Below are 17,956 nucleotides of genomic sequence, written 5' to 3'. Positions count from 1 at the left end.
TGTCGCCTTTTGCGCGAGCTCACCCATGCCCAATATCATCCGCATCGCCGCCGCCCTGTTGATCGACCCGCAAGGCCGCACCCTGCTGGTACGCAAACGCGGCACCCAGGCGTTCATGCAGCCAGGTGGCAAGATCGATGCTGGTGAGTCGCCTGTTCAGGCGCTGGCACGCGAGTTGTTTGAAGAACTGGGCCTGCGTATCGACCCCGCCCAGGCGGTCCACCTGGGCCAGTTCAGCGCGCCAGCCGCCAACGAGCCAGGCTTCGAGGTGCAGGCCGAGCTGTTCCGCGTCGACAGTGCCGAGGCCGTAGCCCCGGCGGCGGAGATCGAAGAAGTGCTGTGGCTGGCCGCCGATCAGGCAGCCAGGGTGGAGCTTGCGCCGCTGACCCGCGACCTGATCCTGCCGCTGTACCGCCAGGCCGTCAGCGTACCGCGCTGACCCCGTCGAGGGTGGCGAACGAGGTGTCCTTGGCGGTCAGCAGGAAGTCACGCATGTAAGGCGCATCGAGCATGTCGGTGCGCACGGCCGCATACAGCGTGGCGAACAGGCCTTTCTCGCCCAGGCGCTTGCCCTTCACATAGCCCCGCGAGCTGTATTCATGCAACGCCCAGTGCGGCATGCCGCAGACGCCACGGCCGCTGGCTACCAATTGCATCATCATCACTGTCAGCTCGGACGTGCGCACGGCAGCCGGCTCGATGTCGGCCGGCTCCAGGAAGCGGGTGAAGATATCCAGGCGGTCGCGCTCCACCGGGTAGGTGATGAGGGTCTGGTCGAGCAAATCCTGGGGCACCATGTACGGTTTGCTGGCCAGCGGGTGCTGATTGGCCACGGCGAGCATGGCCTCATAGGTGAACAGCGGCACGTAGGTGATGCCGGCCAGGTCCAGCGGGTCGGAGGTCACCACCAGATCGAGGTCACCACGGGCCAGTGCTGGCAGCGGGGCGAAGGCGAAGCCAGAGGCCAGGTCCAGCTCCACTTCCGGCCAGGCATCGCGGAACTGGTCGATGGTCGGCATCAGCCACTGGAAGCAGCTGTGGCATTCGATGGCCATGTGCAGCCGCCCGGCAGTGCCACCCGCCAGGCGGGCGATGTCACGCTCGGCGCCGCGCAGCAGCGGCAGGGTGGCATCGGCCAGTTGCAACAGGCGCAGGCCGGCGCTGGTGAAGCGGATAGGCTTGGTCTTGCGCACGAACAACGGCAGCCCCAGGCGCTCTTCCAGCTCCTTGAACTGGTGCGACAGGGCCGACTGGGTCAGGTGCAGGCGTTCAGCGGCCTCCACCAGGCTGTCGGCCTCGCGCAAGGCATGAAGGGTTTTCAGGTGGCGAATCTCCAGCACAGCTGACTCCGAGAAAAATATTTGAGGAAACGGGGAATGAGTTGAGTTTCGCTCATGTTGCCACGGGCTGTCGACTGGACGATCAGCCGCACCGCTCGGCAGGGTTCATCAAACTGTCACTGAACTGTGGCAGCGCGCCCGAAAGAAAGTCATCAGACTCGCGCTCTACTGGGGATCTGCATTCTGGTGTTTCTTTCATGCGGGCTTTTCTGCTGTTTTTCTTTTTCGTGTTCAGCGCTTCGGCAAGCTTCGCTGACACGCGCTGCGACGCTCATGTGCCGGTACAACGTGCCGAAGTGGGTGACTTGAGCTTGGTCTACCAGAGTGTCGGCGCGCCTCGCGATCCGGCCTTGCTGCTGGTCATGGGCTTGGGCGGGCAACTCATCCATTGGCCTGACGATGTGGTCGAGGCGCTGTGCCGCCAGGGCTTTCGGGTCATTCGCTACGACAACCGTGATGTCGGTCTGTCGCGCTGGAACCAGCTGCCGCCTTCGGCCAACCTCACGGTCGAGCTGTTGCGCTACAAGCTGGGCCTGCCGGTATCGGCGCCCTATACCCTGACCGACATGGCCGATGATGGTCTGCAGTTGATGAATGTTCTGGGCGTCCGCCAGTTCCATGTGCTGGGTGTGAGCATGGGCGGGATGATCGCCCAGCACCTTGCAGCCATGGCGCCGGAGCGGGTACGTAGCCTGACCCTGGTGATGTCCAGCTCGGGAGCGGCCGGGCTGCCGGCACCTGACCCGGCGCTGGTGCAATTGCTGGCGCGGCGCAGTGCGCCGAATCGCGAGGTAGCCATCGAGCAGCAGGCCGACCTGCTGGCAGCGCTGGGTAGCCCCCAAGTGCACGATGAGCGGGCGGTACTGCTGCAGCAGGCGGCGGTGGCATATGACCGCGCGTACAATCCGGATGGAGCGAAGCGTCAGATCATGGCGATACTCGCCGAGCCGAGCCGGGTGCAGTTACTCAATGAGTTGCGGGTGCCAACGCTGGTAGTGCATGGCACGGCCGATCCGCTGTTACCGGTGATGCATGGGGTGCATTTGGCAGCGCATATCCAGGGGAGCCAGTTGCGGCTGATACCGGGCTTGGCACATCGCTTCCAGGAGCCATTCAAGGCGCCGTTGCTGGCAGCGGTGCTGCCTTATCTGCAGTCGCATCGGGAGGATGTCACCCATATCGCAGGGCTTTGAATCAGCGTCGCCAGCTCTTCAGCCGAGCCCGTACTTCTTGACCTTGTCGAATAGCGTGGTCTTGGCCATCCCCAGCTCCTGGCTGGCCTGGCTGAGGTTGCCACCGGTGCGCTGCAAGGCATCGCTGAGCAGGTTACGCTCGAACGCCTCCACCGCCTCGGCAAAGCCAACGCCTTGGCTGGCCCCACTGCTCGGTCCTTTCTTGAACGCCGGTAGCCCCAAGGCATAACGCTCGGCCACGTTGCGCAACTCGCGCACGTTGCCCGGCCAGTCATGGGCCATCAGCCGCGACAGGGTCTGGCTGTCCAGCGTCGGCGCCTCACGATCGAAACGCAGCGCCGATTGCTGCAGGAAGTGTTCGAACAGTTGCAGGATGTCTTCGCGGCGCTCTCGCAGCGGCGGCAGCTCAAGGGTCACTACGTTCAGACGGTAATACAGGTCGCTGCGAAATTGCCCAGTCTGGCCAAGCGCGTCGAGGTCGGATTTGGTGGCTGCGATCACCCGGCAATCCACTGCAATGCTCTGGTTCGAGCCCAAGCGTTCCAGGGTGCGTTCCTGCAGCACGCGCAGCAGCTTGATCTGCAGGTTGATCGGCATGCTTTCCACTTCGTCGAGGAACAACGTACCGCCGTTGGCATGTTCGATCTTGCCAATGCGACGCTTGCCGGCCCCGGTAAACGCATTGGCTTCGTGGCCGAAGATCTCGCTTTCGAAGAGGTTTTCCGGCAGCCCACCGCAGTTCAGTGCCACGAACGGTTGGCCTTGGCGCCGGCTGAAGTCGTGCAGGCAGCGGGCGACCAGCTCCTTGCCGGTGCCGGTTTCACCTTCGATCAGCACGTTGGCCGAGGTATCGGCGACGTTGGCGATCAGTTCGCGCAGATGTTGCATGCCAGGCGAGCGGCCGATGATGCGCCCCTCCAGGCTGCTCTGCTCGGCCAATTGCCGACGCAGGGCCAGCACTTCGCGGGACAGCCCGCGCTGCTCCAGGGCACGGCGCACCACATCGACAAGGCGCTCCGGGGAGAAGGGCTTTTCCATGAAGTCGTACGCGCCGTTGCGCATGGCACCGACCGCCATGTCGATATCGCCGTGGCCGGTGATCAGCACTACCGGCAGGCTGCGGTCGCGGGCCTTGAGGCGGTTGAGCAGCTCCAGGCCATCGATGCCCGGCAGGCGGATATCGCTGACGACGATCCCGGCAAAATCATCGCCGATACGCTCCAGAGCCTGTTCGGCACTGCCGACGCCCTCGCAGGCGATGTCTTCCAGCGCCAGCGCCTGCTGGCAGCCGAGCAGCACATGCGGGTCGTCTTCGACGATCAGGACGGTAAGTGGCGCTTGGTTCATGGTTGCTCTGCCGATTCGCTGGGGGGCGTGACCAGGGGGAGGGCGAGGACGAAGGCCGTGCCGCCCGTGGCGGGGTGCTCGACATTCAGGCTGCCCTTGGCGGCGGCGGCAAGGCTCGCCGACAGGGTCAGCCCCAGGCCCAGGCCATGTTCGCCCGGTTTGGTGGTGAAAAAGGGTTCGAACAGGTGCTTGCGGGTTTCGGCGTCAATGCCGTGGCCGTTGTCGCGCACCCGCAAGCGGTATTTGTCGCCTTGCAGCTCGCCTTCGAGCCACAGCTCGGGCAGTGGCTGAGTGGCCATTGCATCGAGTGCGTTTCCGATCAGGTTGACCAGAATCTGCTCCAGGCGGGTCTGGTCAATGGCCAGTTGATGGTCGTCGAACTGGCTGTGCAGTTGCAGATGGCATCCGGAAATGCGGTTACTCAGCACTTGCAGGGATGCCTCCACGGCCTTGGCCAGCGACGCTTGGCCGCTGTCGTCGCCGCGCCGTGCGAACGAGCGCAGGCTGGCGGTGATGCGGCCCATGCGGTCGATCAGGTCGTTCATGGTGTGCAGGTTGGTGCTGGCAGTCTCCAGCGCACCGCGTTCGAGGAAGCGCACGGTGTTGCCAGACAGCGTTCGCAGTGCCGCCAGAGGCTGGTTCAGCTCGTGGGCGATGCTGGTGGACATCTGCCCGATCGCCGCCAGCTTGCCGGCCTGGACCAGTTCGTCCTGGGCATGGCGCAGGGTCTGTTCGGCGTGGCGGCGTTCGCGAATCTGGCCCTTGAGCCGTTCGTTGCTGGCGCGCAAGTCAGCGGTACGGTCGGCGATGCGCCGTTCCAGCTGGCTGTTGGCTTCTTCGAGCGCTTCACGGGCGGCCAAGCGTGTGGCCACTACCTTGCGCCGCTCGTTCCAGGCGATGCCGAGGATGGTCAGCAGGGCGAAGGCGACGCCAACCAGGATGCCTTGCACCATGGATTCGCGGCGCAGATCCTGCAATGGCGTCAGCAGGGTGAAATGCCAGGGGGTGTCGACCAGGCGCCGGGTCTGTGCCAGGTAAGCCACTTCACGGGGCTTGCCTCCAGCCGTTTCGCTGTTGGCCGGGAATGTCAGCTTTTCCACGCCATCGGCCAGGGTTTCCCGCGCCAGAGGCTGGAGCTCGTTCAACGGCCACCAATAATATTGCAGGCTGCGCGCCAGGCGTTCCTTGGTCTGCGCAGTTAACGGGCGCACCGACTTCAAGCGCCGGGCCGGGTCACTGGAGAGAATGATGATGCCGTTCTCATCGCTGACGAAGGCTTCCAGGCGGGCGCGTTGCCAGCGTTCTTCGAGGGTGTCCAGGCGTACCTTGATCACCGCCACGCCAATGATCTTGCCGTGCTCTTCGAGGCCGTGAGCCAGATAGTAGCCGGCCTCGCCGGTGGTGCTGCCGATGCCGTAGAAACGGCCAGGCTCGCCACGTACGGCAGTCTGGAAATAGGCGCGGAACGACAGGTCTTCACCAAGGAACGAGTCGGCATCGCGCCAGTTGCTGGTGGCCTGCACCCGGCCGTTGGTGTCGAGCACGAAGATCGCCCGGCTGCGGCTGCGGCGGTTCAGGCCTTCAAGGTATTCGTTGACGGTTTGCCGGTTGGCGCCATCAGGGTCGGTAAGTAGCTGCGAGACGCTGTCTTCCAGCTCCAGCAGGCTCGGCAAGTAGGTGTACTTGCTGATTTCGCTTTCCACCGTGCGCGCATGCAGTTCGAGGGCACGCTCGCCGTTCTCGCTGAGGGTGCGGATGCCGTTGCTTTCGCTGATCAGGTAGCCGGCCAGCCCCAAGCCGACCATTAGCAGGATGATCAGGGGTGGCAGCAGCAATTGGCGAATCAGGCGGGATTTCACGGCGGGCTTGGCAGGGAGAAGAAGCGAAGGGTCGCATTTCATCACAGTGGCCTTGTCACGGCCAGCATCCGCTGCCGGGCGAACCCGGGCAGCGGTGCCGTTGTTGCCGAATCAGTGTTGCAGGATCTTGCTGAGGAAGTGCTGGGTACGTTCGTGGCGGGCGCTCGGGTCACCGAAGAAGGCTTCCTTCTGGCAGTCCTCGATGATGTTGCCCTTGTCCATGAAGATGACGCGGTTGGCGACTTTGCGGGCAAAGCCCATTTCGTGGGTCACGCACATCATGGTCATGCCTTCGTGGGCCAGTTCGACCATCACGTCCAGTACTTCGTTGACCATCTCCGGGTCCAGCGCCGAGGTCGGTTCGTCGAACAGCATGACGATCGGGTCCATCGACAGCGCGCGGGCGATCGCCACGCGCTGCTGCTGGCCACCGGACAGTTGGCCAGGGTGCTTCTTGGCATGGGCACTGAGGCCGACGCGGTCGAGCAGGGCCAGGCCCTTCTTGGTCGCTTCCGCTTCGCTGCGGCCGAGCACCTTGCGCTGGGCGATGGTCAGGTTCTCGGTGATGCTCAGGTGAGGGAACAGTTCGAAGTGCTGGAACACCATGCCCACCCGCGAACGCAGTTTGGGCAAGTTGGTCTTGGGGTCGGCAATCGACGTGCCATCGACCACGATGTCGCCTTTCTGGAACGGCTCCAGCGCGTTGACGCACTTGATCAGGGTGGACTTGCCCGAGCCGGACGGGCCGCACACCACCACCACTTCACCCTTCTTCACCTCGGTGGTGCAATCGGTCAGCACCTGGAAGTCGCCGTACCACTTGTTGACGTTCTTGATGGAAATCATACGGTGATCCTTTTTTGCAGGCGTTTGACCAGCCACGAAGCGGAGAAACTGATGAGGAAGTACACGACACCGGCGAAGATCAGGAACTCATGGGAGCGCCCGATGATGTCGCCGTTGGCGCGTGCCGAGTTGAGGAAGTCGACCAGGCCCACGGTGTACACCAGTGAGGTGTCCTGGAACAGGATGATGCTCTGCTGCAGCAGCAGCGGGGTCATCTTGCGGAACGCCTGGGGCAGGATGATCAGGCGCATGGTCTGGCCGTAGGTCATGCCAAGGGCTTGTGCAGCACCCATCTGACCTTTGGAAATCGACTGCACACCGGCGCGGACGATTTCGCAGAAGTAGGCGGCCTCGAACATCATGAACGCCACCACGCACGAAGTGAAGGCACCCACCGGAGTGTCCTCGCCAGTGATCCAGCGCAGCACGAACGGCACCGCCAGGTAGAACCAGGTAATCACCAGCAGCAGCGGGATCGAGCGGAAGTAGTTGACGTAGGCACCGGCCACACGTGCCAGCAGCTTGCTCGACGACAGGCGCATCAGGGCCAGGAGGGTACCCAGCACGATACCGCCGACCACGCCCATGACCATCAGTTGCAGGGTCAGGATCATGCCGTCCCAGAGGGCTGGCAGTGCGGGGATGATTTCGCTGAAATCCATGTCCATTCACTTGCCCCCCACGGAAATCAGGCCAGGCACGGCGACTTTCTTCTCGATCATGCGCATCAGCAGCATCAGGCCCATGTTCAGGGTGAAGTAGATCAACGTGGCCAGGGTGAAGGCCTCGAACAGGTTGGCCGAGAATTCGGCGGTCTGCTTGGTTTGCGCCAGCAGCTCCATCAGGCCGATCAACGAGGCCACCGAGGAGTTCTTGAACACGTTCAAGAATTCCGAGGTGAGTGGCGGGATGATGATCCGGTAGGCCTGCGGCAGCAGCACGTTGTTGTAGATCTGCGGCAGGCTGAAGCCCATGGCGCGGGCGGCGGCTTCCTGGCCGCGCGGCAGCGCCTGGATGCCGGTGCGCACCTGTTCGCAGACGCGGGCGGCGGTGAACAGGCCCAGGCAGATGACCACGCTGATCAGCGCCGAGGTGGTCGGGTTGAGGTCTTGCTTGAACCATTCCTGCAGGCCTTCGGGCAGCAGGTCCGGCACCAGGAAGTACCAGATGAACAGCTGCACCAGCAGCGGCACGTTGCGGAACAGCTCCACGTAGACGGTGGCGATGCCCGATACCAGGCGGTTAGGCACGGTACGCATGACGCCGAGGACCGACCCCAGCAGCAGTGCGATGATCCAGGCGGAGATGGCGATGGCGATGGTCCAGCCCAGACCGGTGACGTACCAGTCCAGATAGGTCTCGCTGCCCACGCCGGTGGACTTGAAGAACACGCCCCAGTCCCAGTTGTAATTCATCGGGATTTCCCCTCAGACGGTTGTTTCACGGGCACCTTCGAGCATCCAAGGGCGATGAACGCCCTTGGATGAAAGGGTAGACACTAAAGCGTGGCCTGTGGGTTGAATCGTGTGCGGATGCGCACCAGGCCACTATTGGCTGAGGATCAGGACTTCTTCTCGTCCGCGGCCTTGTCGGTTGGCTCGGCGATCAGTTTCTTCAGCTCGTCGCTCATCTTGAAGTCCAGGTTCAGACCTTTCGGTGGGATCGGCTGAGTGAACCACTTGTCGTAGCTCTTGTTGACTTCGCCCGACTTGAAGTAGCCGACGATGGCGTCATCGACCGCTTTCTTGAATGCCGCGTCATCCTTGCGCACCATGCAGCCGTAGATTTCGTACGACTGTGGAGTACCGGTGATGACCCAATCTTTTGGATTGCGCGCCTTGGCCATCTCACCGGCAAGCAGGGCGTCGTCCATCATGAAGGCCACGGCGCGGCCGCTTTCGAGCATGTTGAAGGCTTCACCGTGGTCCTTGGCGGAAATCACGTTCATCTTCATCTGCTTGTCGGCGTTCATCGCCTTGAGCAGGCGCTCGGAAGTGGTGCCAGCGGTGGTCACGACGTTCTTGCCGGCCAGGTCCGGGAAGTCCTTGTAGGAAGGCTGACCGTCCTTGACTTTGGTCAGCAGGCGGGTGCCCACTTCGAAGATACCGACCGAGAAGCCGACTTGCTGCTGGCGCTCGACGTTGTTGGTGGTGGAGCCGCATTCCAGGTCGACGGTGCCGTTCTGCACCAGCGGGATGCGCGTCTGGGAAGTGACGAGGTTGTATTTGACCTTGATGTCGGTACCCAGTTGCTTCTTCAGGGCATCGACCACGGCCAGCTGGATGTCGTGGGAGTAGCCCACGGGCGTTTGACCGCCGGCCAGATAGGAAAATGGAATGGAAGAGTCGCGGTGGCCCAGGGTGATGGTGCCCGAGTCCTTGATCTTCTTCAGAGTACCGGTCAGCTCTTCAGCCATGGCTGGCGAAGCGATGATCGCGGCGGCGATGGTTGCGCCCAACAGATGACGAACGATGCGCATCAAATTTTCCTCGACGTGTTTGTTTTTTTTATGGAGCCGTTGGCGGACTCTTTCGTTCAACGAATACCGCAGAAGCGGGTGCATTCGGCTACCAAGTGTAGAGCATGAGTCGTGCCAAGCTCTGATATCGATCATAACGCCGCGAAAACGTGGGGCATTAATCTTTTTTGACAGGTTTGCTGCCCACTTTTTAGACGGCTTTCCGAACGCGTTTTCATGCCTTGTTCGGTAATCCGAATGGGTGTATCCACTAAATAGTTAGGCTTCCGGCTGCAGACCTGGATGGTGCAATAGGGTCTTTACCATCCTTCAAGGTCGAACAATGCAAGACACTCCATTTCCGGTTGATTCAGTCGATGCCTTCATCGCCACCCGCTTGCCCCATTGGTTACGCGATGATCAAAACGACCCGCGGCGTGTCACGCGTTTGCGCGCGCTGGGCAATGCCCTGATCAGGCAAGAAAAAGCGGTCGCCCGCATGCGTGTTCTTCTGGATGCTATCCCGCCCCTGGAAGCATTCGCCGAGCCTTTGCTGAGCGGCCGGCTTGGCCAGTTGGGAATCAACGACGTTGATGTGCGGCGCAGCCACGTACATATCTGGAAGCGGCCGGTGATGCCAAACATTGGCCTGCTGTATTCACTGCGGCAGTTTGTACCGGCCTCCACCCAGAGCGTGCTGGCTGCGGCACTGCACAACTACCATGTAGGGGAAACCCGGCCTTCCATTCTTCGGCGGGGGCAGTTGCACGATTCATTGGGCAGAAACATCGGTATCGGATTTGAAGTCTTCGCGGGCCGATGTCGCGAACTCGACATTGGGGGTAAATACCAATCTCTGCTAGCAGAGGTGCTGCGGCCGGAGAAGGGCAGCGAGGCTGTGCAGCTGATCGTCGAGGAAAACCAGCACGCGCACTTGGAAGTTGCTGTACGCATGGCTTACTTCAAGGGTGAGCTGGATGAGCGCAGTTATCTGCACATGCAGCATCTGATCAGCACTCCTGCTGTCGTTCCGGCATTGCCTGAGGCGGTCGAGCCGCGCCAGCTCTACCTGCTGGGGTCGATCATCCAGGGTGTGGTATGCATAGAAGTGCGGACACCCTTGGACAATGTCATCGCCGGCATCATTCTATGGGTGCCTTGCGACCCTATTGCTCCGATCCAGCGCTTCGATTCCTGGCAGTCTCTGTATGACGGCTTGGCCAGGCGGCTGTTTTCCAGAAGTTACCGGCACTTTTTTGCGCGCTTCATTGGCGAGGCTGACCGCATCGGATTTTCCTCCAAGCTGGCCAGCCAGGCGGCTAACTGGAAGTCCGAGCACCTGGCGACCCTTGGAGGAGGCAACGAGCCGATTGCTGGTCCGTTGATGCAATACCTGGCGAAGCAGCAAATCGACAAGGTGTTCAGTGATGCCCGTGTTCTCGCAGTGCCTACCGGTGTCGAGGACGAAGCTGATCGACTTGAGCGATTGCAGGGTTATGCTTCGTTGGGCTTGGACCTGGCGAATATCGCCAGTCTGTTCGTACCCGTTCTAGGCGAAGCGTTACTGATGTTGGCTGCCGGTCAGATTGCGGAGGAAGTCTATGAAGGTTATGAACACTGGCAGCATGGTGACCGACAAGGCGCTATCGATCACCTGTTCGGCGTCGCCGAGAACCTGGTTGCCGGGATACTGATCGGTAAAGGGATCTCTGCCGTTGCGCGCACTATCAAACGTACCCCGTTCATTGATGGGTTGGCACTGATCCGGCGTGATGGCGGTGATTTGAGGTTATGCGACAGCGAGCTGCGTGCTTATCGGGCCGAGCCGCAAACCGCAGCAGCGAGCATGCCTAAGGGGCAATGGTTACTGGATACGGATGATCACTTGTACCGGGTCGCGAACGCCGGGGCTGGACGCATTCGACACCCGGCACAGGATCATGCCTATGCCCCGCTGATTGAAGAAAACGAAGGTGGCGGGTGGCGTCACGAACTCGAACATCCACAGTCCTGGTCCGGCGCCGGCCTACTGGTTCGAAGGCTGAGTGGGCGGCTGGCCGGTCTCGCAGACGAAACCGCCAGGCACCTGTTGCAGATCACTGGATACAGTGAGGCGCAGATCCGCCAATTGCACCTGGAAAACATGGGCCCGCCCGCCCGATTGCTGGATGCCTTGGAGCGCTATCAACTGCATGAGCGCCATACTGACTTGGGCGGTGAGCGGTTGGAGGCGGTAATCAACGAACACCAGCCCTTCGCCAACGACGAAGAGAACAAGCTCTTGCGGTTTTTCCCTAGGCTCTCAATGCGCTGTATACGGGAAATCTATGCGCAATCGAGCAGTGCCGAAATGGCAGCGGTGCTGGCCAAGGATGGCAAGTTGTCTCTGTCACTGCTGGAGCGGGCACGATGGGCGCTGCGTCAGAGCCGCCTTGATCGGGCCTGCGCAGGTTTGCGCTTGTTCAGGGCGACCAGTACCGATACCGAACGTCTGGCATTGGGCCTGATCGATACGCTGGCCCCTTGGTCGGCAGACACCCGAGTCGAGATACGCCAAGGCTCGCCGCAAGGAGAATTGCTGGCCAAATGTGGCAAGGCCGACGCCGCTCGGTTGTATCGCATCGTTCGTACAGGCAGCCGGTATCAGCTTGAGGGCGCAGACACCGCTCAGGATTTGCTGTCGCTGGTGTTGGACACCCTGAGCGACCGGCAAGTACAGCGCCTGGGGTTACCTGTCAGAACAGTCGAGGCGCTCGAGGACTGCCTGGCAGAGCGGGCTGCCATGGACAGGCCGCGTGTTGCCAAGCTGCTTGGCATGAGTGAGACAGGCGCGTTCCGCCCACCCTATCGTTATGGAGACGGGCGAATCGGCTATGCGTTGAGCGGGAGGGGAGAAAGCAGCCGTCAGGCCATTACGCGAGGTATCCAACGGATTTTCCCCACGCTGACGAATCTTCAGGTGGACCATTATGTGCAGGATCTTGTTAACCGACGAGTGGGTTTGTGGCAGCACTTCTCACTGCTTCAAGAGCAACTGGAGCTGTTACGCAGTGGGCTGCAGGCCTGGCGCAACGAAGCGCGCGGGCCGTTTGCCGCATTGCGCCGACGCCGGGTGGCGAACCAGATCAGGCGCAGCTGGCGGCGCAAGATCACCGATGAGTCGGGGCGATATGTCTTGATCATCAAGGATGAACACGTGGGCAGCTTGCCTTCGCTGCCTGCTGATCTTCGGTTCGATCATGTCGAACGCCTGATCTTGCGCAATATGGGGCTGGCTGATATCGACGCGGCCTTCCTCCAGCGTTTTGGCAACTTGCGTGAGCTTGACCTCCAGGGCAACCGCTTGACCCGTGTGCCTTCAGGCCTCGAGCATCTCGGCCAGTTGCGGCGTCTGAATCTTTCACGCAACAACATTGTGATGGAGGCCCAAGGTGAGCACTACCTGAACAGTTTGATTGCCTTGCACGATCTCAACCTCAATCACAACGTGGAGCTGGGCAGGGCGCCTGACCTGGTCAACCTGTCGATGCTGCGCAACATGGCCTTGCGTGATACTGGTGTGGCGTCTCCGCCAACCCATATTCCGCCCGTCGCGCTGGTTGACATGCGTGGCAATCGAATTCAGGTACTGCAGCTGGAAAATAGAGCCATGCGCAGGCAGCTTGATCGTGTTCTGCTGCACGACAATCCCATCACGGAAAGCAACAGCGAAGCGTCATCCAGCAACGAGTCGTTGGCGCAGTTGAGCGGTACAAGGCGAGGGGGAGGGCATGAAGACCTGTCTTTCCAGCACGCTGCCGTTGATCCTGTGAAACTTCGTGCTCGCTGGCTGGGAGAGACTGCGGGTGAACTGCGAAGTCAATACCTGGCGCTGTGGGAGGCATTGGAGAGAGAACCGGGTTCTGTCTCGTTATTCCAGTTTTTGGCCGACTTCGCCACTTCGGCTGATTTTCGCGATGCACCAGCGCGCTTTCGGCCTCGCATCTGGAGGCTTCTGGAGGCCTGCTCGCACGATGAACAGGTACGTGATCGGGTGTTCGAGGAAACCGATGGCCCACGAGGCTGTGACGACCGGTTGCTGTTGACGCTTCGGCAATTGGAAGTCAGTGTCCTGGCCGAGCGAGCAATAATTGGTGTACCCGGTCCCCAGGTCGAGCGCAACCTGATTGACCTGGCCCGCTCCTTGTTCCGTCTTGATGCCGTCACGGCCATCGCCGATGAGCACTTTTCACGCCTCAAAGCTCAACAAGCCGGCTTGTTGGATGAGGTTGAAACGCGACTGGCTTACCAGGTTGGCCTCAACGACTTTCTGAAATTGCCTCTGGAGCAGGATGGCATGCACTACGGTCACGTTTCTCATGTCAGCCAGTACGATCTCAATGTGGCCAAAGCCAAGGTGTTGTCGCTCGAAAGCGATGATGCGCTGATCTCATCCCTCGCTGAGCGCCCGTTTTGGGAGCGGTATGCACGGCAGCGCCATACAAGCCGCTTCAACGAGATCAACCAGCCATTCTGGGAGCGGTTTGCTGGCGTCGAGGCGGATCAGGAAGCGGGCCACATCAATGAGGGGCAGTACAAGGAGCGACTGGAAGCATTGATGAGCGATTTCGATCTGGCGGAGAGGCGCCTGGTGAAAGACTTGGCGTGGGAGGTCTACCAGCGCCTGCGACCTTGAGCCTGAAAGATATCATTACCGCTTCAGTGCACTGACGCGATGTTCTTCTGTTGCCTCGATAACCGGAGGCATCGCCATGTCTAATCACCTTGCATTTCCACCAGGCTCTGTCGATCAATTGTTGGCACAGCGACTTCCGGCTTGGCTGACTGCCGGCAGTGCGAATCGGCTGCAGGCATACAACCGTGCGCTTGCGACACAGCAGATGCTGGCGCAGCGCATGAAATCCTTGTTTCAGGCCATCCCTAGTCTTGACGAGTTCGCTGCGCCGCGCCTCGAAAAGGCGTTGTTGGATGCGGGTTTGAGCGACATCAATGTGCGCGCGATGAAGGTGGTCCTGACAGAGGACGTTCAGTTACCTTCCGCCGCCGAGAAGCTCTACAAACCAATCGTCCGGTACACCTCGCGTCAAAGCCTGCTAGCGGCGGCATTGCATAACTTCGAGGAAAAGGAAGCCAGGCCTTGGCTGTTGCGCAAAGCGCATCTCGAAGATGCTAATGGAAAACCACTGGCACTGAGTTTTGAGCGTTTCGTCCTGCTTTGCCGCCAACTGGATATCGGCGCTCAGTATCAGGTGCAATTGCGCAGCGTGCTGCAGCCAAAGTCGAGGCCTGAAGGACGTGCCCGCCAGGCGGTCGAGCAGTTGTTCCAGGACAGTTTGCGCGCGCGGATGGAAATTGCCGTGCATGAGGCTGCGATCAAGGAACAGTTGGACGATCCGACCTACAATGCTCTTCTGGCATTATTCACCACCGCTTCTGATAAAACGCGGGCCACTACCACGCTTGTGAAAAGCCAGCTGTATTTGCTTGGCAAATGCATCGTTGGCGCTGTGGCCGTTGAGATTCGCAGCCTGACCGACGATCGGCTGCAGTCAGTGGTCGTCTGGTTGCCTGATGATCCGGAGCAGCTCATTCACCGCCATGACTCCTGGCAACAGCTGTACGAAAACCTTGCTGTTCGCTTGTGTCGGCCTTCGTATCGGACCTACTTCAGCCGATTCATCAAGGCCGACGACAGGGTCGCATTCGATCAGGCCCTTGCTTCCGCGCTGTTGCGAGCGTCGCCTGGAGAAGCAGTGGGGCTAGACGGGCGAAACTTTCCCACAGCCGAGGCGATATTTTCCCATGTGCGCGAGCTGAGTATCGACAAGATTTTCGCTGACGCACGTTATCTGGCCGTTCCTACAGGTGATGAAGATCTTCGCAGCAGGCACGCTCGTTTACAGGGAATGCTCTCCGCAGGCCTTGACTTGCTTGGCTGGGCCGGTCTGTTCGTCCCGGTTCTGGGGGAACTTATGCTAGTGGTGTGTGCGGCGCAGTTGCTCGACGATGCTTACGAGGGGTATCAGGACTGGCGCCTGGGAGATCGCGAAGACGCATTGAATCACTTGTTCGCTGTTGCGCAGACCCTTGCGTTGGGGGCCTTCACAGCGGGTGCGGCTCATACGCTCAAACGTTTCCCTTTCGTTGACGGTCTTGTCCCCAAGATCACGCAGGGCGAGCTGAAGTTGGCGCGCGAACTTCAATTGGCACATATCGAAAACAGCCCGGGCTCATTGTTGGAAGCGCTGGACAATGAGCACTTCAACGGCGTCTTGAATAAAGATGCTCATGCGTTGTTAGCGACCACCGGCTTGAATCTTGATCAGGTGCGCCGCTTGAGGGTGGAGAATGCGAACGCGCCAGCGAAGCTGCTTGACCAGTACGACCGCTTTGTCACCTGCACGGAATTTCCGGACTTGCGTGGTGATGCTCTGGATGCGGAAGTCGCGCAACGGCAGCCTCAGCCGAGTGAGGACCAAGCCCGCTTGATCAGTGCTTTCTCTGGGCTTACGCCGCGAGCGGCGAAAGAAATCATTGAACAATCGAGCAGCGTGCAAAGGGACTCACTGCAGGCTTCAGCGCGAATCCCGCTGGGCATGGCGGAAAAAGCGCGCTGGTACCTTCGCGACAGCCGTCTCGACAAGGCCTGTGTTGGCTTGCGATTGCCCCAGGCGATCAACGCTGACACCGAGCGCTTGGTGATGGCGCTCGTTGACAAGCACTCCGCCTGGCCGTCATCCACTCGAATGGAATTACGCGTTGGCAATCGCGAAGGCAGGTTGCTATATGCAAGCGATGCCGAAGGTGCAAGTCCGGCACGGGTAATCGTGCGAAGCCGACAAGGGTATTGGTTGAGCGAAACACCTGCCGACACCCTTGCTGAACAAGATGAGTCGCTGTTCACCGTGTTACTGCGATGCTTGAGTGAAGAGCAGAAGACTGCCATGGCAGGTGGCGCAAGGATGACGAGCGCGCAGCTCCAGGAGTGGATGATGCAAGCGGCGTGTCGCGAGCGCGAGCAGTTGGCCGGCATGCTGGGCCTGAAGCCCTTGGCAGAGGGAATGAGACCGCCCAGGCACTTCGCTGATGGGCGTCTGGGGTATGCACTGAGTGGGGGCGGGGAAAGCAGTCAGCAGGCGATCCGGCGCGGGATACAGCAAATATTCTCGACCATGAGTGACTTGCAGCTCGATGCCTATCTGCAGGCCGTCAGAGAGCGGGGCGTAAACCTTTGGGATCACTACCAGACCTTGCAGCAGCAGTTGGGTGCATTGCGCCAGGCTCTGCATGAGTGGCAATCGGCATGGCGCAGTCCTGCTGATGCGATCAGACGCCGGCGGGTCGCCGACACGTTGCGGCGTAGCTGGCGAAGGAAGCTGGTTGACGTCAATGATACTTACGAGCTTGTGCTGGACGGTGAGCGCATCGATGCGCTGCCTACGTTGCCAGAAGGGGTGAACTTTGCGCATGTCAGGCGCTTGGTGCTCAGAGACATGAACCTGGATGAGGTTCCTGAGGACTTCTTGCGGCGTTTTCCCAATGTCGTGGAGATCGACCTCAGTGGCAACCGCCTGACCAGCGTTCCCGCCGGTATAGAACAGCTGGTGCAGCTCAGGCGTTTGAATCTCTCGCGAAACCGGCTGACCATCGATGCCGAGGGTAATCAGCGGCTTGCCCAGCTGGCCCTGCTGGACTCCTGTGAACTCAGCTTCAACCCACTGATGCAGGCGCCCGATCTTTCAGGGCTCCGGCATGTGCGGCATCTGCACTTGCGCGCAAGTGGCCAGGTGGATATTCCCCAGCTTCTCGAGCGTGCGTCGTGGCGGGCAGTGGTAGACCTTCGAGACAACCGGATATGGCAGCTGCAACAGGAAGTGCATGGGTTGACTCAGCGATTGTCTCGGTTCGAGTTGCATGACAACCCGCTTGATGGGCCTAGCCAGCAGCATCTCGAACGGGCCCGTGATAGCAGTGTCCGAGGCGCTCGCGGGCGCCCGTCCCACAGGCATGCTGAAGTCACCACGCAAATACGTGATGCCTGGGTCCAGAGCTCAGATGCTCAACTGCGCACCCGGCGTGAGCTCACGTGGGACAGGCTGCGCGATGAGCCAGGTTCGAGCGATTTGTTCCGATTTCTTGCAGACTTCGTCAAATCCGAAGACTTCGGCGAGCATCCCGGGCATTTTCGCCGGAGAATCTGGCGAATACTCGATGCCTGCGAACAAAGCGAGGTGCTGCGCGAGCAGATTTTCGCTGAAGCCAGGCAATCGCTCACCTGTGAAGATCGCTCGCTGCTGATGCTCGGTCAGATGGAAGTGGGGGTGCTGGTTCAACGAGGTATAGCGGACGTTCCGGCTGAGAGGATGGAGACACGCTTGCTGCATCTTGGTCGACAGTTGCACCGGTTGGATCTGGTCGACAGCATTGCTACACGGTATATCCAGCAGATGCGCAGCAGCGGTTTGCGCTTGGTCGATGAAGTCGAGATCCGCCTTTACTACCGCAACCAGTTAGCCCAGGCTCTCGAGTTGCCTGTGCCTGTCGATGACATGCACTACGCGTCTTATGCCAACGTGACCCAAGGTGACCTGCAACGCGCGCAGATGCAAGTGCTGCAAGATGACACCCAGATGGCAGTACTGGATTCGCTGGCGCAGCGCCCCTTCTGGCAGCGTTTCGTGAGGCAGCGCTATCCAGAGCGTTTCGAGGCACTGGCGGCACCGTTTCACGAGCGTTTGGCCGAGAGTGAGCGGCTAGCCGAGGGCGGCCAGGAACAATCTTATGTGGTCAGGAGCAATGAGCTGATGCAGGAATTGGAACTGGCTGAACAGCAACTGTATCGGAGTCTTGCCTTGGAAGCCTGGCAACGCGCCGATCATTGAAGGTAGGTCCGCAGCACCGTGCGGGTACGCT

Annotated in this window: 11 protein-coding genes; 4 read left to right on the top strand and 7 right to left on the bottom strand. The window is 60.5% G+C overall.

What is annotated here, in order from left to right; genetic code table 11:
• Positions 1-25 precede the first annotated feature (25 nt).
• A complete protein-coding gene (locus tag APH28_RS22505) occupies positions 26-439 on the top strand; it encodes an NUDIX domain-containing protein (RefSeq protein ID WP_060512724.1) in 414 nt (137 codons plus the stop codon).
• Here APH28_RS22505 and metR read toward each other — a convergent pair.
• The gene (gene metR, locus APH28_RS22500) at positions 423-1,340 is read right to left on the bottom strand and encodes a transcriptional regulator MetR (protein ID WP_060512723.1); all 918 of its coding nucleotides are present in this window, start codon (positions 1,338-1,340) and stop codon (positions 423-425) included. The genes APH28_RS22505 and metR overlap by 17 nt on opposite strands.
• A 197-nt stretch (positions 1,341-1,537) precedes the next feature.
• Between metR and APH28_RS22495 the strand changes: the two genes are divergently transcribed.
• Positions 1,538-2,533, top strand: coding sequence for an alpha/beta fold hydrolase (locus APH28_RS22495; protein WP_060512722.1), 996 nt, complete (start codon positions 1,538-1,540; stop codon positions 2,531-2,533).
• Between the two features lie 18 nt (positions 2,534-2,551).
• On the opposite strand, the gene APH28_RS22490 is transcribed toward APH28_RS22495, so the two are convergent.
• The 6 genes from APH28_RS22490 to APH28_RS22465 form a co-directional block, all read right to left on the bottom strand.
• The gene (locus tag APH28_RS22490) at positions 2,552-3,880 is read right to left on the bottom strand and encodes a sigma-54 dependent transcriptional regulator (protein ID WP_060512721.1); all 1,329 of its coding nucleotides are present in this window, start codon (positions 3,878-3,880) and stop codon (positions 2,552-2,554) included.
• Positions 3,877-5,781 carry an ATP-binding protein gene (locus tag APH28_RS22485; RefSeq protein WP_060512720.1) on the bottom strand — a complete coding sequence of 635 codons (1,905 nt, stop codon included), beginning with the start codon at positions 5,779-5,781 and terminating at the stop codon, positions 3,877-3,879. The genes APH28_RS22490 and APH28_RS22485 overlap by 4 nt, the downstream gene beginning before the upstream one ends.
• Positions 5,782-5,850: 69 nt before the next feature.
• Positions 5,851-6,585 carry an amino acid ABC transporter ATP-binding protein gene (locus tag APH28_RS22480; protein WP_060512719.1) on the bottom strand — a complete coding sequence of 245 codons (735 nt, stop codon included), beginning with the start codon at positions 6,583-6,585 and terminating at the stop codon, positions 5,851-5,853.
• On the bottom strand, positions 6,582-7,253 hold the full coding sequence (locus APH28_RS22475) for an amino acid ABC transporter permease (protein WP_060512718.1): 672 nt from the start codon (positions 7,251-7,253) through the stop codon (positions 6,582-6,584). Before APH28_RS22475 ends, APH28_RS22480 begins: the two co-directional genes overlap by 4 nt.
• Positions 7,254-8,000, bottom strand: a complete 747-nt coding sequence (locus APH28_RS22470; RefSeq protein WP_060512717.1) for an amino acid ABC transporter permease — start codon at positions 7,998-8,000, stop codon at positions 7,254-7,256.
• A 146-nt stretch (positions 8,001-8,146) separates the two neighbouring features.
• A complete protein-coding gene (locus tag APH28_RS22465) occupies positions 8,147-9,064 on the bottom strand; it encodes a glutamate/aspartate ABC transporter substrate-binding protein (protein ID WP_060512716.1) in 918 nt (305 codons plus the stop codon).
• A 322-nt stretch (positions 9,065-9,386) separates the two neighbouring features.
• Between APH28_RS22465 and APH28_RS22455 the strand changes: the two genes are divergently transcribed.
• Together APH28_RS22455 and APH28_RS22450 are read left to right on the top strand one after the other, a co-directional pair.
• Positions 9,387-13,718 carry an NEL-type E3 ubiquitin ligase domain-containing protein gene (locus APH28_RS22455; protein WP_082432371.1) on the top strand — a complete coding sequence of 1,444 codons (4,332 nt, stop codon included), beginning with the start codon at positions 9,387-9,389 and terminating at the stop codon, positions 13,716-13,718.
• Between the two features lie 76 nt (positions 13,719-13,794).
• Entirely contained in the window at positions 13,795-17,925 is a 4,131-nt protein-coding gene (locus tag APH28_RS22450) for an NEL-type E3 ubiquitin ligase domain-containing protein (RefSeq protein ID WP_060512713.1), read from the top strand.
• Positions 17,926-17,956: the final 31 nt, after the last annotated feature.

The organism is Pseudomonas sp. NBRC 111124, assembly GCF_001320245.1.
GTDB lineage: Bacteria > Pseudomonadota > Gammaproteobacteria > Pseudomonadales > Pseudomonadaceae > Aquipseudomonas.
This window is presented reverse-complemented; position numbering and strand designations above follow the sequence as displayed.

Bases quoted from the DNA above. Each gene is read 5' to 3' on its own strand.
- APH28_RS22450 (WP_060512713.1), top strand. From the start codon at position 13,795: ATGTCTAATCACCTTGCATTTCCACCAGGCTCTGTCGATCAATTGTTG.
- APH28_RS22475 (WP_060512718.1), bottom strand. From the start codon at position 7,253: ATGGACATGGATTTCAGCGAAATCATCCCCGCACTGCCAGCCCTCTGG.
- APH28_RS22490 (WP_060512721.1), bottom strand. From the start codon at position 3,880: ATGAACCAAGCGCCACTTACCGTCCTGATCGTCGAAGACGACCCGCAT.
- APH28_RS22480 (WP_060512719.1), bottom strand. From the start codon at position 6,585: ATGATTTCCATCAAGAACGTCAACAAGTGGTACGGCGACTTCCAGGTG.
- APH28_RS22485 (WP_060512720.1), bottom strand. From the start codon at position 5,781: ATGAAATGCGACCCTTCGCTTCTTCTCCCTGCCAAGCCCGCCGTGAAA.
- APH28_RS22505 (WP_060512724.1), top strand. From the start codon at position 26: ATGCCCAATATCATCCGCATCGCCGCCGCCCTGTTGATCGACCCGCAA.
- APH28_RS22470 (WP_060512717.1), bottom strand. From the start codon at position 8,000: ATGAATTACAACTGGGACTGGGGCGTGTTCTTCAAGTCCACCGGCGTG.
- APH28_RS22465 (WP_060512716.1), bottom strand. From the start codon at position 9,064: ATGCGCATCGTTCGTCATCTGTTGGGCGCAACCATCGCCGCCGCGATC.
- APH28_RS22495 (WP_060512722.1), top strand. From the start codon at position 1,538: ATGCGGGCTTTTCTGCTGTTTTTCTTTTTCGTGTTCAGCGCTTCGGCA.
- APH28_RS22455 (WP_082432371.1), top strand. From the start codon at position 9,387: ATGCAAGACACTCCATTTCCGGTTGATTCAGTCGATGCCTTCATCGCC.